Origin of the sequence: Arenibacter sp. ARW7G5Y1 (genome assembly GCF_003201775.1) — a bacterium.
Taxonomy (GTDB): Bacteria; Bacteroidota; Bacteroidia; order Flavobacteriales; family Flavobacteriaceae; genus Arenibacter.
In genome coordinates this window covers 1-16261 of record NZ_QJJZ01000028.1, presented here as the reverse complement: position 1 = coordinate 16261, position 16261 = coordinate 1, and the positions used below count along the sequence as shown (strand labels likewise).

14 protein-coding genes are annotated in these 16261 nt (G+C 37.0%); 9 read left to right on the top strand and 5 right to left on the bottom strand.

Going from position 1 to position 16261, the window contains the following annotated elements; genetic code table 11:
* The first annotated feature begins 109 nt into the window (after window positions 1-109).
* The 8 genes from C7972_RS22825 (at window position 110) to C7972_RS22785 (ending at window position 6981) form a co-directional block, all read left to right on the top strand.
* Complete coding sequence (locus tag C7972_RS22825; RefSeq protein ID WP_110358484.1) at window positions 110-751, top strand: hypothetical protein; 642 nt, start codon at window positions 110-112, stop codon at window positions 749-751.
* A gap of 137 nt (window positions 752-888) precedes the next feature.
* Complete coding sequence (locus tag C7972_RS22820) at window positions 889-1212, top strand: AlpA family transcriptional regulator (protein WP_103440858.1); 324 nt, start codon at window positions 889-891, stop codon at window positions 1210-1212.
* A 29-nt stretch (window positions 1213-1241) separates the two neighbouring features.
* Window positions 1242-2447 carry a primase-helicase family protein gene (locus C7972_RS22815; RefSeq protein WP_110358483.1) on the top strand — a complete coding sequence of 402 codons (1206 nt, stop codon included), beginning with the start codon at window positions 1242-1244 and terminating at the stop codon, window positions 2445-2447.
* A gap of 208 nt (window positions 2448-2655) precedes the next feature.
* Window positions 2656-3612: a toprim domain-containing protein gene (locus tag C7972_RS22810; RefSeq protein ID WP_110358482.1), complete on the top strand. Its 957-nt coding sequence runs from the start codon at window positions 2656-2658 to the stop codon at window positions 3610-3612.
* Window positions 3609-3905, top strand: coding sequence for a mobilization protein MbpA (gene mbpA, locus C7972_RS22805; RefSeq protein WP_110358481.1), 297 nt, complete (start codon window positions 3609-3611; stop codon window positions 3903-3905). Before C7972_RS22810 ends, mbpA begins: the two co-directional genes overlap by 4 nt.
* Entirely contained in the window at window positions 3902-4771 is an 870-nt protein-coding gene (locus C7972_RS22800; protein WP_110358480.1) for a relaxase/mobilization nuclease domain-containing protein, read from the top strand. Before mbpA ends, C7972_RS22800 begins: the two co-directional genes overlap by 4 nt.
* A gap of 10 nt (window positions 4772-4781) precedes the next feature.
* Window positions 4782-5255, top strand: coding sequence for a DUF6730 family protein (locus C7972_RS22795; RefSeq protein ID WP_110358479.1), 474 nt, complete (start codon window positions 4782-4784; stop codon window positions 5253-5255).
* A gap of 871 nt (window positions 5256-6126) precedes the next feature.
* Window positions 6127-6981, top strand: coding sequence for a CPBP family intramembrane glutamic endopeptidase (locus tag C7972_RS22785; RefSeq protein WP_110358477.1), 855 nt, complete (start codon window positions 6127-6129; stop codon window positions 6979-6981).
* A gap of 215 nt (window positions 6982-7196) precedes the next feature.
* On the opposite strand, the gene C7972_RS22780 is transcribed toward C7972_RS22785, so the two are convergent.
* From C7972_RS22780 to C7972_RS22760, 5 genes are all read right to left on the bottom strand, one after another.
* On the bottom strand, window positions 7197-7748 hold the full coding sequence (locus tag C7972_RS22780; protein ID WP_110358476.1) for a DinB family protein: 552 nt from the start codon (window positions 7746-7748) through the stop codon (window positions 7197-7199).
* 236 nt (window positions 7749-7984) lie between these two features.
* Complete coding sequence (locus tag C7972_RS22775; RefSeq protein WP_110358475.1) at window positions 7985-8671, bottom strand: hypothetical protein; 687 nt, start codon at window positions 8669-8671, stop codon at window positions 7985-7987.
* Between the two features lie 230 nt (window positions 8672-8901).
* Window positions 8902-12153, bottom strand: a complete 3252-nt coding sequence (locus tag C7972_RS22770) for a T9SS type B sorting domain-containing protein (protein WP_110358474.1) — start codon at window positions 12151-12153, stop codon at window positions 8902-8904.
* Between the two features lie 356 nt (window positions 12154-12509).
* Window positions 12510-12995 (bottom strand): hypothetical protein, encoded by a 486-nt coding sequence (locus C7972_RS22765; RefSeq protein WP_146216372.1) that lies wholly within the window; start codon window positions 12993-12995, stop codon window positions 12510-12512.
* 1088 nt (window positions 12996-14083) lie between these two features.
* A complete protein-coding gene (locus C7972_RS22760; protein ID WP_110358472.1) occupies window positions 14084-14521 on the bottom strand; it encodes a helix-turn-helix domain-containing protein in 438 nt (145 codons plus the stop codon).
* Between the two features lie 134 nt (window positions 14522-14655).
* Here C7972_RS22760 and C7972_RS22755 point away from each other — a divergent pair, with 134 nt between their 5' ends.
* A complete protein-coding gene (locus C7972_RS22755) occupies window positions 14656-15672 on the top strand; it encodes an NAD-dependent epimerase/dehydratase family protein (protein ID WP_110358471.1) in 1017 nt (338 codons plus the stop codon).
* The last annotated feature ends 589 nt before the right edge of the window (window positions 15673-16261 follow it).

The following is a 16261-nucleotide window of genomic DNA, read 5'->3' as shown; positions in this document are numbered from 1 at the left end:
AAGCTTTTCAAGAAATTGGAAAGCTTTTTCTTTTTTACGGGTACAACATAGGTACAACAATATTATTTTTAATTTATTAAATTTAGTTCAGGCATACACTTCTTCAGGTTTGAACATAATAGATGAAATAATAGATCGGCTGGACGCTTTGGATAAATTTAAAGAGCGGGTCAAAACCTGGTATTACTTCAGAGATACCCAAGTAGCACTGGCGATCGTTCTGTTTTTGATCCTGATCGGAGCAGTCCTTTATTTTATTTTCGATGTAGGCCTTCCCTGGTATTGGTCCCTGATCTTTGTTTGCTCATTATGTATTGGTATATTTTATTTGTTGGTCCGGTTTACCAAAAAGGAAAGGAAAAATATTGGAACGGTGGCCGTAGAACCCATTAAAACCATTGGGCTGGATTTTAACCGGATGGTTCTGGACAATATTTACTATGTCCTTAGGGGCTATGAAAAAATCGATGTTGAAAAGACCGGAATCGATAATTTCCATTCCGTGCTTACCCAGCGATTTGAGGAGACGGACTCGGAAATACATTTCACGGATATGAGCTGGGCGGAGGTAAGGTACCTATTGGAAAAGTTCAAGGAAAAATGTGGTGTGGAATATTCAACTTTTGAGAGATCCAATAAATTGTTCCTGGAGGGAAAGCCGGTTACTGCCAGGAAACTGTCCAACAATGGTCTAAGAAAGCACCCGGCCAAATACTTCACCGATAAGATCGATAACTGTTTTCCAAAGTAAACAGGGGTGTGTTTGTAAATTGTAGGGGTGCATGTCCCCTTTTGTTGTGTCTTTGCCTGTCATCCAGCTATATTGGTCTTCGAATTCAAAATTGTAAAGGGCCTTTTACTCATCATTAATTTCTAAAACCTGAAATCATGAATGAGCAAACAAATGTAAAGTCCGACCCGGACACGGACAAATCGGTCATTGAACTGTTAAAGGAAATAAAGGGGCTTATGGCCTTCAATAAAAAGGTCCTTAATCTGGAGGACCTGGTGCAATACACAGGGATGTCCGAAAGCACCATCTACAAACTTTCCAGACTGAATTTGATCCCCAAGGGCGATAATAGGGAAATTCGCAAACTCTTCTTTGAAAAGGATAGGATAGATGATTGGTTATTGGGGAAACCGGATGTCTCGGATGAATATCTGGAACAGAAATTCAATGAGCAGCTCTTGAAAAACAGAAGGCGTTAACCCACCCCATCTTTCTTAAACTGCTTATTATGATAGATATACCCTACATCCGGGTGGGCACTGCGTATTATAAAATGGTCAAGGTGCCCACCATCTCCGGCCATTTCAATGAAGTGCTCACCCACTGGAACATTGAGACCATTCGCCAGGACCATGGCAAGGATTACCTGAGCAAGGTGCCCAAGTACGATGGGTTCACCTGTATACCGAACCACATCGACTTCAAACAGGAATACCAAAAATTTTATAATACCTACTCCCCATTGGGCAAAGAACCGAAAGAGGGGGACGTCTCGACCTCCCTCGGATTTATCCGGCATATTTTCGGGAGGCACTATGAGCTGGGATTGGACTATTTTCAATTGCTCTACACCAAACCAGTTCAGATGTTGCCCATACTGTGCCTGGTCTCCAAGGAGCGATCCACAGGGAAGAGTACTTTTTTGAAATGGTTAAAGGCTATTTTCGAGAACAACCTTACCTATCTGACCAATGACAGCTTTGGTAGCCAGTTCAATGCCGATTGGGCCAACAAACTGCTAATCTGTATCGACGAAGTGCTGTTCAATAAGGAAGAGCTTACCGAACGGATCAAATACCTGAGCACCACCAATATCAACAAGTTGGAGGCCAAGGGGAAGGACAAAAGGGAAGTGGAATTCTTTGGCAAGTTTATCCTTTGCAGCAACAATGAGAACAACTTTATTAAGATAGATGGGGACGAGACCAGGTTCTGGGTATTGAAGATACCCCATCTGCAGAAAGAGAATACCCATTTTTTGGAAGCCCTTATTGAAGAAATACCCGCTTTCCTATATTTTTTGAAGGGCCGTACTCTGACCACACGGCATATCACCCGCATGTGGTTCTCTCCCGGGCAGATCAAAACACCTGCCCTGAAGAATCTGGTGAGGCACAACCGTAACCGGGTGGAAAAGGAATTGGCCTCACTGTTACTGGGAGCCATGGAGCATTTTGATATTACTGAAATAAACATATGTCCCTTGGATGCACTTCAGCTATTGAGCCGTACACGAATCAAGACCGATATTACCCATTTAAGAAGAATGCTGAAAAAAGATTGGAAACTGGAGAACAAGGACAATACCCTCAGCTACTACAAATTGGTAATCTGGCAGGATGCCACCATGCATTTGATGGAAGCCAAGGGACGCTATTTTACGGTGGATAAATCCTTTCTGCTGGAAAATTTTGATGAATCGATGACAGATTGATGGGAGGTCAATGCCCGTCGATGTTGGTGTGCTCATCATTATATCATCATTTGTTCATCAAAATAAAAAGTGATGACGACCAGGAAAACCTAAAACCATAATAGTGATGAATCGATGAATGTTTTGATGACCGGAAAAGCACCGTGAATAGGGGCTTTGGGACGGATTGTCATCAAAACATCAAAAAAATGGTTAAAAAGTATTGCTAATGAAAAGAAAAAGATTCCATAAACTATCGTGCGAAAGAGCCCGAGCCTTTCCCATCGAGAAAGCACTGGCAAAACTCGGGCACTTTCCGACCAGATCAACGGAGAAAGAAGCTTGGTTCCTGAGTCCTTTCAGGCCAGAGGCCCAAGCCTCTTTCAAGGTATCCAAGGTACTCAATAGATGGTACGACCATGGTGCGGGTAAAGGGGGCAATGTGATCGATCTGATTTGCCTATTGACCGATGGGACCGTCAAAGAAGCACTGAGCCTCATCCAACAGGGCCAAATCTTTTTTTCTTTTCAACAGCAACCATCTTTTAAAAAGAAGGCCCGGTCCAGGGTTATGATCCACTATGCAGTCACTATTTGTCATCCCGGGTTGGTCAACTATTTATATAAAAGGAAAATATCCATTGCCACAGCAATGTTGTATTGCAAGGAGGTTCATTACCTATTTAAAGGGAGGAAATACTTTGCCATTGGATTGAAGAACGATTCGGGCGGTTGGGAACTTCGGAACCGTTATATGAAGAATTCGAGTTCACCCAAAGATGTCACACATATCAATAATGGTAGTGCCAAACTTATAGTTGCCGAGGGCATGTTCGACCTATTGTCTATTGCGGAGATCAATAAAAAGTTAGAGGACGGACATGATTTTTTAGTATTGAACTCGACCGCATTTGTTGAACGGGCGAAGAAGATCTTGGAGGGGTATGACCATATTGAACTGTATTTGGACAATGACAGGAACGGTAAAAAGATAGCCCAAACCTTAATCGGCCATTCCAAGAACATTGTGGATAGATCAGGTTTGTACGCAGGATTTAAGGATATTAACGAATGGCTCATTTCGGGATCAAAGGATTTAGGTGGGCAGCAAATTCAAGATGTGTTTTTGTTGCCACAAAAACGATCTTGCTTTGCTCCCGATGGTTGCAAAGAAAATAAAAAATGAAAAGGACCTATATCAGATTCAGGTGTTCCATCTACGAGAAAAAGCTACTAAAAAAAAGGGCACGGAGGGCCGGTATTTCCCTTTCGGAATATTGTAGGAGCTCGGCCTTTGAAAATGCTATTGTCGAAAGACTGACAGCGGAACAATTGGAGTGTTATAAAACTTTGGTGAAGTATAAGAACAACTTTACCCATATCGGGAACATGTTCAAAAAACGTAACCCTTCCCTTGCGAAGGAGGTAGAACTACTGGCGGAGGACATAAGGCAGCACCTTAACAATTTTGGAAAATGATAGGCAAGGGCAAGTCGATAGCACACACTGGCGCGAGTATGTCCTATGGCTGGAACCAGGAGAAGGATGCCGAGATCGTATTCTCCCAACATCTGGCAGGGGAAACCCCCGAACAGATTACGGAGGAATTCAAGATCATCCAGGAACAGAATGCCAGGTGTACTAACAATACCCTGAGCTTTGTCCTAAGTCCGACCCCCGAAGAGGGCAAGAGGCTGAACAAAGAGCAACTAAAACAGCTGACCGAAAGGTTCGTCAAGGAAATGCATTTGAAGGAGCAACAGGCCATTGCCTTTGTGCACAGGGACAAGGCGCACACCCATGTGCACCTTTACGCCAATAGGATCGGTTTTGATGGCAGGGCGTACAACGATAGTTTCATTGGAAAACGCAGCCAATTGGCCGCTGAAAATGTAGCCAAGGAAATGGGCCTGACCACGGTAAGGGAAGTACAATTGGAAAAGGAATTGGATTCCATTCATCTGCGAATGGAAATTAAGTCTATACACCACAAGGTAATGAACGACCGATCACCGAAAACACTTGACGGTTACATAAAGTCCATGAAAGCCGAAGAGGTAAAGGTTGTTCCATGTATCAACAAGGCCAATAGGTTGCAGGGCTTCCGGTTCGAATATAGGGGCCAGAGCTTCAAGGCAAGCGAAGTGCACCGCTCCATGTCCGGGGGAAAGATTATTGGTCAGCTTTCCCAGAATAGGGGTGTTGGAACACAAATCACCGGTGGTAATTCGGTCCAATTATTGGGGAAGACCGTGGAAATGAGCGCCAACCTAGCGGCGAGTTTGGCCAAGAACGCATTGAAAAAAGTAATTAATAGAGCAATCGACACAGGAATCGGATATTAAAAGTAAAACCATGGGATATAAAAAATTGGATGAAGTAATGGAACTGCTCCATGATGAGCTGGACGGGTTCAATAAGGCATTGACCAAACTACGGGAACTTACAAGCAATGTTGAGAATATAAAAATAATGCCCGACACTTCAGGGATCGAGCATTTATTAAAAGAGCACTTAAATGCTGAAGAATATAAAAGTTCAAAGATCCGAGGAGCATTGGAGAGTATAGAAAAAGAGCTGTCCAAAGCCAAGGTGACACCTAAGCTACAGCTATGGGTCCAGTATACTATTTGGACTTTTTTCCTTCTAATTATCGGCTATTTGGGATTCCAGGGATCCCAAATGGAAGTACACAAGGAGAGGGCATTTTTGAGAGGGAAGCAAACTGCAAACTCAGAACTGAAGGGGTATTTTAACCAATATCCAGAACATTATCTAACTTACCGGAATTGGCTCAAAGAAAAGGATAGTGTTCCAAATCGAAAGTAGGCTGCGCCCTGATTCAATTTTACTTTACGCTTATCAACCCGAACACTATAAAATTGAATCAGGATCCGTGCGCAAAGTTTTTGTAAGATTTGGGTTTGGATACGATAATATTGATAGGCTCTAATTTTATACCGTCCTATTTTTAGGGAAGGCTACAAAAAGGGTAAGGCTACAACCCATTCATTATATTCTAACTCTAAAAAAGGAAAGAAACGTTCATTGTTTTTCCCGTTTATTAAATAAGATTCCGTTTTAAAAGTCAATTTGTCCACTTCAGATTTTTAGTATTAATTATTCCAATCTCCCCAAACTAAATAGGCAATAGCAAATGAGATTATAGCAAGTGTTATTAATCCAATGAACACATTAAAAAAATGTTGAGATACTATATCAGAGCTATCTTTTCTGTTTTTTTCTCCCAATAAATATTCAATTGACTTTTTTTGTCCAATTAGACTAAAAAAATAGTATCGAGTGTAAACGCCTAAAACATTTACAATTAATCCTCTAAATATCAATTCAACTATAATTTCCAATAATATCGAGTTTTCTTAAGCACAACGGTGTGGCTATGAACAGTACGGGAGCAAACTGGCGTTTGCTTTCCGCCACACACATAGCGAAATCTTTTGGTTTTGTTTTTTCTTTTTTTCTGTCAAAGCAAAATCCAAAAGATTTTGCGGACTTCATAAAAATACACAAACCTTTCGACCTGCCACGCTGCAAGCGTGGTTAAGCCAGAAGCCATATTGTTTATAGGTTGTGTTGTACTCTGTGGTGAGCGTCCGACTAAGTACATTCTAATTCCCTTAAATTAATATTAATTCTTTTATTAGGTAACAAAATTTGATTTGTTCCGTCTTAGTTTTATATGACTAACCAATTAATTGTCCGAAAACAGGTCTGGAAAACAATATTCGTATTCTTAGGCATTTTAATTTCACTTAGTGCAATCTGCTATTACGCAATACTGAAATTAAATCCAACGAGTATCTATGTCGGTGCTTTAATGATGTGTCCCGCATTGTCGGCTTTCGCTACTTTAAAGATTACGAAAAGACCTATTTCAAGTCTTCCTTGGAATTTAGAAAAGTCCAAATATCTCAACTTATCATATTTAATCCCCGTCTTATATATAACGATAGCTTATGTTTTTATTTGGGTTTTTAGTTTTGGGAGTGTGCTAAATCAGGAGACTATTTTAGAATGGTCTCAAGAATTGGGAATGGAAGAATTTAGTATTCCGATTGTTATATTGTCGATGGTAGTTCTTTTGTCAATTGTAGGTGTTGTGAAAAATATTGGTTCTACTTTGGGCGAAGAGATTGGTTGGCGTGGATTTTTCATTTATGAACTTAGGAAAATATTTTCTTTCGGAGGTGTATCAATAATTAGCGGTTTGATTTGGTCCATTTGGCATTGGCCGATTATTTTACTAATCTATAAAGGAAGTGGTAATGTGATATTCCATATTTCTTCGTTTACTGTAATGATATTAGGGATGTCTGTTATTTTGGCTTACTACACTTTTAAGTCAAATAGTTTATGGCCTTCGGCGCTTTTTCATTCCGTTCATAATATATTCATACAAAAGATATTCACTCCGCTAACTTCGACAAACGAGAACAGTACTTTTTGGATAGATGAATATGGATTGATGCTCCCGATAATCACAACAATTTTTGCGTTATATTTTTGGCGAAAAGCTAAGGTTGAAAATCTATAAATAATTGATTTTCTAAACCATTGAGTACAACGGTCTCGTATAACCGTCAGTTACGGGTTTATATGCGTTAATTTTCGGATTAGCACAGGTGTTAGCAATTCCGAGTGGATTCGGACGTAGTCGAATCCGCCGTAATTGCGGTTATACATTGTTGCCATTTCGTTGTTTTTCCATTTTATATTTCAGTCCGTTTGCTTTTTTTACATTTCTGGTAATTACTGATATAAAACATATCTTGGAGGTTTAAGTCCATTTAGTCGCATATAAATAAGCATTTGTCCTCTGTGATGTGTTATGTGGTCGGCAAGCAATAATAAAATCTGCCTTTTTGTTCTGTCCGCCCCAAAATAATCCAATCTTTCTTCAAGTCTATCAGGATCAAAATTTGAAATAAATTCTATTGTTTTGTTAAAAGTCTGGCTGATTTTTACAATCATTTCTTTTTTCGATTTATCGTCGACTTTGAGTTCTGTGTCTGTATTCCAATCTCTCGCTTCACGTCCGCCCATTAATGATTGACTATGCCAGTCCATTGCCCAGCCTATATGCATTAAATTTTCTGCAAAACTCATTGATTCAGGCGTGGCTTTGAACTCATATTTATCTTCCGGCATTGTTTCCGCTACAAGAATTAAGTATTCTTTCGATTTTTCCAATCGTTCCAAATACTCTTTGATGAAGTCATTTTCTTGAGCAAAAATTGGATGGGCAAATGATGATAAAAATATTACCGAAGTCAGAATTAACAGATATTTTATGTTTTTCATTTAGTTCAATTTTTATTTCCGTCGAGATTAGTCACAATGTCACGTCCTAAAATACGGCTACAGATTAATGAATGGCAACGGTCTTGTATATGGAACGTAGCATATTAATAGACGTAGACTTTTTCGGATTATACACGAGCCAAATTTAAAAATTTGGTGGTCTTAACAAATACACAAAAACCTCTCGGAAAGCCTTTAATAGCTATGTTTTATATATGTTGTTGGCTGCAGGGTTTTTAACTATAAACTACTGTTTTCATATTAATTGTACCACGGATTAGAAAAAATATACCAACACCAATAAGTCCACCAGATATACATACTTCAACAATTTGAGTAGTAAGTTGGCTATCTAATTCCATAAAAAAGAATGAGTATTTTTCTTGAAGAATATCTATTGATAAAGTCTCAAAAAGAAAGCCGATGAACCAATAAAAAGACCGTTTTATATCTTTAACACCTCGTGCTAAATTGTTATATTCCTTTTCTTTTTTCTCCATTATCGGCTCCATTACTTCCAGTTCTCCACTTAAATCCACAACAGATTTGTTATCTAAATCTTTTTTATTTATTTCATTTTTTATCGATAAATAATCATTTTTAAGTGCATTGTGTTCCTCCCTTGACTTTACAAGCAAACTCAAAAATAGGGCAAATGCGGCTAAAGATAATCCAGCTAATGTCGCTGCCATCACAGGCTCTAAAGCTTTGTCAAATGATGTCCAAATATCTTTTTCAACTGGTGTTGTTTTAGGTTCTAAATCTTTGTCTGCGCGAACTTTTGTCTTTACTGAATCGGGATTAATATTTGCCTGTGTCGGATTACTTACAATACTGTCTTTATACCTCAACAAAGAATCAGATTGAGACAGCACATAAGAATAACAAAGCAAAATTGCGATTAAAGCGAACAATGTTTTCATAAATATATATTTTGAGTTTACCTTGCTGTCAACGGTTTTGTGTATGAAATGTAGCGTGCAAAAAGACACTAACTTTTCGGATTAACACAGAGCCAAATTTTTATATTTTGTTTTTAATTTTCTCTTTTTTAAAAGCCAAATTAAAAATTTGGCGGACTTTCTAAATATACAGAAACCTTTCTGTTAAGCACTTATTAGCTATGTTTTATACACCGTGTTGGCAACTGGCTTTATCTTTTTAGTGTAAAGTGACCTGAAAATATATTTCCATTTTCAAGATAGGCTTTGAACCAATAATCACTGGATATCATTTGTTTACCATTGAATAAACCATCCCAGCCTAAATCATTTGGGGATAGTTGAGCTAATAACTTTCCATATCTGTCATAAATATAAATGTAGGAATTTTGAAATTTATCAATCCCATAAATTTGCCAATAATCGTTTTTACCGTCATTGTTTGGCGTAAAAAACTTAGGATAATCAAGAATCGTAACTTCCTCACTATCTAGACCACAACCATTTTTATCCCTTACCATTACGATATAGTTGCCGCCTAGAACATCTGTAAAATAATTACTTTCCTTATAATTGATACCATCTATGGAATATTCAAAATCACCATCACCAGTCGCAACGATTTCAATGAAATTATTATCGGATATGCCCTTATGCCTTACCTCAGTAATTGTAGGTGGGGCAGACCTTAAAAATTCAAAATTATATTTGTTTTCACAATATATCCCATTAGTAGTTTTACCAATAGTAAGGGTATATTCTCCTGCATTTATCAATTCTACTTCATAGGTTTCAGAAATTATATTGTCATCCTCATATACCCAACTATAATAATCAAAATCATTTTCTACTTGGATAACTAAGGAAGGCTCCAAATGACATAATGAATAACTAGGCTCCAAGATTGTTGTTGGCGGTTCGTTTATTATTAAATCAAAACTTGTTTCTGCATAACACAATGAATTAATTGAATTCTCTACACGTACGTTAATAGTCTCATTCCAAGCGATACTATTTTCGTATGATGTAGGTAGCGGACTAGGCAATTGATCTCCATTTGCATTAAAAAATGAGAGGTTTATACCTGTTTGATTACCTATAATTTCCGATTCTATTTGTGAAAGATCAAAACTGGCGAATCCGTTATCCGAACCACATGCATAAACTATAGAAGGCATGTTGAGTTCTGGTTGTTTAGATGTTTTTAAAATCAAAGGTGTCTCGTCATAACAATATGTCTGCGTATTTGTTACTCTGACCGTTATAGTTTCTTCATTTGCTAAAGTATTGGTATACGGATTTGGCAAAGGACTTGGCAATGAATTACCATTAGTATCAAAATAAGACACTAACATACCTTCTTGGTCACCAACTACTTGAGATACAATTGTTGAAGTATCAAAATATTCCGAAATACCATCATTATTGTCATCACAGCCAATTATCATGTTTAAATTATGTGCAACGGGCAATGAATTTACCAAAAGTTTAAAGGTGGTCTCATTGTAGCAGTTGTTACTGTTTTCAAATGCACGAACGGTTATTTCCTCCTCGTTCATTGTTAGGTTTTCTACTGCGTTTAATGGTGCTTGAATTTGATTTCCGTTTTCTCGATAAAACGTAACCAAAGTTGCATTACCATTATTTATAATGTCATTTTGCACTTGCTCTAAATCAAATGTAGCATACCCATTGGCATCATTACTGCACATAAAAAGGTCAGAAACCGAGGATAGATCAGGAATTGGGTTCACAATTAGGTCAAAAGTGGTCTCGGAATAACAACAGAGATTATTGATATGTGCAACCCTTACCCTTATGGTTTCTTGGTCTCTTATTGTATTGGTAAACGGATTTGGCAGTGTGGAATATTCATTACCACTCCCATCAATAAAAGTAACCTTCATATTATTTTGGCCTCCAAGAACCTGTTGGGTTACTTGCCCTAGGTTAAATGATGATGAAATACCAGTATTAAAACTGTCTTCGCAAGCGTAAACATTATCAATGCCGTAAGCATTTGGAGGTTCCTTAGCCTTTATGGTTTCCGTTAGCACTTCAGTACTTCCATCGTTAGCCGTGACTGTAGCGGAAATTGTATACGTACCATCACTAGAAAAATCATGAAACGGAGAAACATCCACTGAGTTATTATCGGCACCAGAAGCTGCATCGCCGAAATTCCAAACTATGGAGGCTATATTGGTAGCGGGTGCAACACTGAATTCCTTTAAAAAATCAGAACAGACATTTGAAATGTTCATAGAAAAATTATTCGTTACGTGATTTACGTCTCCTGTAACATTAATATAAAATTTCGCATCTGGCCTCCCAAAATCAACAGTAGATACATATTCATTGAGTCCAAAATCATGTTCGGAAGAAGTTCTGGTACAGCCTCTTTGCCATGAAACACCAGTATCTTGCGATGAACCAGCTATAAAAGCCAATCCATCGCCGTAAACGATTCCCTTGTGTACTTCTACCAAAATTCTTTCAACACCGGCAGGAACAACCACAGGTGTCTCAAAGTTTACGTTAATAATTCGTGAATTACGGTCTATATTAGGAGATAGTTCTTGGTATTGGCTACTTCCTATCAAAGTGGTTTCTGAAAAAGAACTGGGAAAATTATCATCAATGGCATAAACATTAAAACTAATTTCTGGTAACCAACCTACTTTGTTAATGCCTACTTGTCCTGAGGTAATGACAAATTCCTCATTGGTAGAAATACCAAAATCCTCCAAATAAAAATCCCTTGCCCAATAAATATAGGATGACGAGCATGAGTGAATACTTGTTTCTATAAGATCATCACATACATTGTGCGATACGGTTACAGATGAACCACTACTGGCTATGTTTCGAATTTCTCCAGTTACATTTATAAAGAAATTGGCATCGGGCACCGCGGGACTTATGTTTTCTGTAGATGTATGGGTGTAATATTCCCTACATCCTTTAAACCAAGAGGTGTCATTATCAAATGCTGTACCTGCTATAAGAACTTCCTTATAATCATCATTATAAATATCATCCATCTGAGTTACCTCCACCAAGATTCTTTCAACTCCGGCGGGAACCGTGATTGGTGTACTAAAATCAATCTGAACAATTTCAGGTGTATCCCCTATTTCGGGAGCAAATACCAAGTTTCCATAGCTTATACGTTGAGGATTTTTTTCAGGTGCTTCCGAGTTTAAGCTATAAAAGTTAAAAACCAATCTTGCACCATCATATGAATTGCTAATTGCCACTTGCCCAGAAGTAATAATAAATTGGTCTGCAGTGGAGATACCAAAATCAGCAAGTGTAAAAGCTCTTGCCCAAGCTTCTTCATATTGGCAAGAAGTTATGTCGGTTTTTATTGGCGTATTTCCAATGTTATGAGTTAAAGTTATTTGTGCTGAAATCACATTGGACAACAAAAAAAATAAAACAATTGGGTAGCTTTTAAGCATAAGTTCTTAAAGGGTATATTATGCCAATATGAACATTTATTTGATTGACGCTTTGACTTTTTTGATAATATGCAAGAAATTGGGTTATACGTACATTTAGCTCTTTTTTTTGTAATTTTTTTCAGCTTGTTGCCAACGGTTTAGCTATGAACAGTACGGGAGTAAACTAGCGTTTACTTTCCGCCACATACATAGCAAAATTTTTTTGTTTTGTTTTTTCTTTTCCTTGTTTAAAGCAAAATCCAAAAGATTTTGCGGACATCATAAAAATACACAAACCTTTCGACCTGCCACGCTGCAAGCGTGGTTAAACCCGAAGCCCGTATTGTTTATAGGTTGTGTTGTAGTGCGTTTTTTTACAGTTCTATTATCACCAAAAGTTGAAGTGATGACATTTTCGTAAGTTCTATTGGCTCCTCATTAAAAGTAACACTAGTAGGAGTAAAATAGGTTATGTCACAAGGTATTCTTGTTAGCTCTGCATTAAAACCTAAATTAATAGTCTCAAAATCATCTAAATTAATGGAGTACTGAAATGATGATTCATTTGGTATGTACAGATTCAGCGAGTTATCGAACTCTCTAATGTCCGCGTCAGGGACTGCAAATTCATCTGCTGGAACAAATCGAAACCCTGCATTTGCAAAGTCTCCTTGAACCGTTATATTCTCAGAGTCAATAGTTCCATTTTCGATTAGGTTAACACCAGTAGCGTCAACTATTCTGATATACAAAGATGGAAATGCGGGGTCAAAAAGCTTACAGTCAATTCCGTCATCATCATCACTCAAACAACTGAAAACTAAGAATCCCATTAAAATAATCACGAAAACTTTTTTCATAATTCGTTTATCAACTAGATATTGAATTTTTATTTTGGTTGCGTCAAAATGCACTACAACGGTCAGGCTATGGCAAGTAGGGCAGGTAAGGAAACTTTTCGTTTCCGACTGGTCTACGAGCCAGAGCTTTTTGTTTTGTAATTATTTTATTTTTTTAATTGCCAAATCCAAAAGATTTGGCGGACTTAGTAAATACGCCCAAACCATTAAATATATCACTTTATGCCCTATTTGCTATAGCCATTGTTGCCATTTCGTTGTTTTTTTCTCAATTTAAATTCAATTTATTCTTTTAAAGGTTTCGATTGAGTTCGGTTGGTTCATTCTACCATAAGGTTTTCAATTCCAATCGAGTAAAAGTTTGTATTTTGTTTAAAATCAGTAGTTTGTCTTTTAATTTGACCAAAAATTTAATTTTTTTTTGTATATTTATTTTATGGATTTACAAGAATTTATAAATAATGTAACTGATATGAATATTGCTATGGCTTCGGTTATGGCAGTTGCTTTGGTTTGGACTATTATAGCTCACTTTAACAATAAAGGTATAAACTCTCGAAGTATGAGGGACAAAAGGTCAAGAAGACTTTTCTAAAATATTTGCAAATATTTTTGTGGATTGTTTTTCTTACTTTGTTTCGAGTTAGGTTGGTCTGATTATTTCTTAGCAAACTTTGTTAATTCCTACGTAGTGCTTCTTTAAAATACCGAAAAAAATCGACGGTCGTGCGGTCTGTTTTTAATTCCTTTAGAGTTGGTTTTTCCTTCACAAACTTGCTAAAAAATTCATTTGCGGTTCCACTCTGCCCAAGTAAGAATTCCCTTTTTGATTTTCAATTTCCGTCAGAGTAAGAATTCCTGAGTACATATTTTAAATTCCGCCTAGTCGAAATACCCTTTTCAATTTTGATAGCTCCCAAAAAGTCCATTTGAGCAATCCTGAAGTCCGCAAAAATGTTTTTTTACAATGAATGGCAACGTGTTTGTATATGGTTTGTTGCGTGGTTTAAGCAACTAATTTATTAAATAATTACCGACCAAGAAAGTCCGCGAGGACTTTCGCAAGTAGGTAAGAAGCCAGCAATAAATTATATACGGTGTTGTAGCCAGTTTTTTTTCTTGTAATTTTCTATTATATTTTCAATAAACTGTTCTTTGTTACCTCTTATCATTTCTATCTGTTCTCCTGCATATAAATCTGAATGAAATTCTCGTAGGTTATTATCGCTCCAAATTATTAATTCTACAATTAATGGTGTAAGTTCAATTCCCTTTTCTGTTAATGTGTATATGTTTGTTTTTTTGTTTTCAGGAAGTTTTCCCTTTATTATAATTTTAAACTCCTCAAGCATTTTTAATCTCGAAGACAAAATATTTGTTGCGATAGCTTCTTCACTCTCAATAAAATCTTTAAATGTTTTTTTATTTTCAGTCAGCATTTGCTTAATAATTACTAGAGACCACTTATCTCCAATAATATCAATTGCACTAGTAATTGGGCAGTCGCATCTAAATTTATGTTCCATTTTCAATTTTGTATTACCTTAAAATTATTTTGTAAAAATACATTTTTTTATTTATTGCTTGCAAAATAAAAGTAATATATTATCTTTGCTTGCGATGTGCAAGTAATAATTTGATGTAAATAAAATTTGATAAAATGAAAAAAGTATTAGTAACAGGAATTTCAGGATATGTTGGTCTGCACGCAGCGGTGGAATTATTAAAAAATGGATATGCAGTCAAAGGTTCAGTTAGGAATTTATCCAAAAGAGACGAATTAACACGAGCAATTCGAAAAGAAGTTGAGCCCAATGGTAATTTAGAGTTTTGTGAACTTAATCTTTTAAAAGACGAAGGTTGGGCGGAAGCAATGCAGGATTGTGACTATGTGCTACATATTGCTTCTCCTTATGTGGCAAGTGAGCCTAAAGATGAAAACGAGCTGATAAAGCCTGCTATTGAAGGTACACAACGTGCTTTAAATTTTGCTAAAAAAGCAGGTGTTAAGAGAGTGGTTTTAACTTCTTCTATAGTTGCAATGTTTGGTGATGCAAATAAGTCATTAAACATAGAACAAGGTACTTGGACTAATCCAAATGCTAAAAATATGTCCGCTTATGTAAAAAGTAAAACACTTGCAGAAAAGAGTGCTTGGGATTTTATAGAAACTCAAAAAGGGAATAACAAGTTAGAATTGGTTGTTATTAATCCAGGTCCTATTTGGGGACCAACCTTGTCAGATAAACTCTCTGGTGAATCAATGAGTATTGTTAAGGATATGATAACTGGTAAAATGCCAATGCTTGCCAAAGTACGCATTAATATGTCAGATGTAAGAGATATTGCCAATATTCACGTTAAGGCTTTAGAGAATGAGAAGGCTAATGGACAACGATTTGTTGTTGCAACTGAAAATCCATATTCGTTTAAAGAAATGGCTCAAATCTTAAAATCAAATGGAAATGCTAAAGTAAGCACTTTAGAAGGTCCAAATTTCTTATTAAAATTTATGTCTAATTTTAATAGCGATTTAAAAGGTATGAAGCCTTTTATTGGAAACACTTATGACGCAGATGTTAGCAAAACAAAGGAAGTGTTCAATTGGAAGCCGATTTCTTTTGAAAAGTCCGTTTTAGACACAGTTCAATCAGTAAAACAACGATTGAACAAATAGTTATTTTTCAATTATCACTCGAATTTCAAATAAAGTTCGAGTGATTCTTTAATTGGCTACAACGGTCTGAGCTATGAGTAGTGCGGGGGGCGGATCTGCGCTTGCCATTCCGTCATGCACCAAGCAAAAGCTTTGCGTTTTCTTTTTTCTTTATTATTTCAAAAGCAAAATCGGAAAGATTTTGCGGTCTCATAAATATAGTCAAAACTTGGAATCGAACACCAGATCCCGCATTACTTCATAGGTTTTGTTGGCAAATCGTTTTTTTATTATCCGTGCGAGTAAGAAAGGCCAGCGTACTGAGTGCGTACTGAGTGCGTCCGAGTAAGAAGGCCTTGCGCACCCCTCCGTAGCCCTCCGAATCAAGCTAAAATCCATTTGCGTATGAGTGTTGGGGCAATACTCCGTCCGAGTTTTGGTCCTCGGATTTGTGGATTAAGGACAAGTTCTACTGCTCGAACAAAATGTTTGCCAACAATTGTATATAGTCACTAGTGTGTATATTCCTATTTTGTCTACACCACTAATCTAGTGGATTTTTTATATTTTTAAAAGTATTTGTTGCTACATGGGTATATATTTCCGTCGT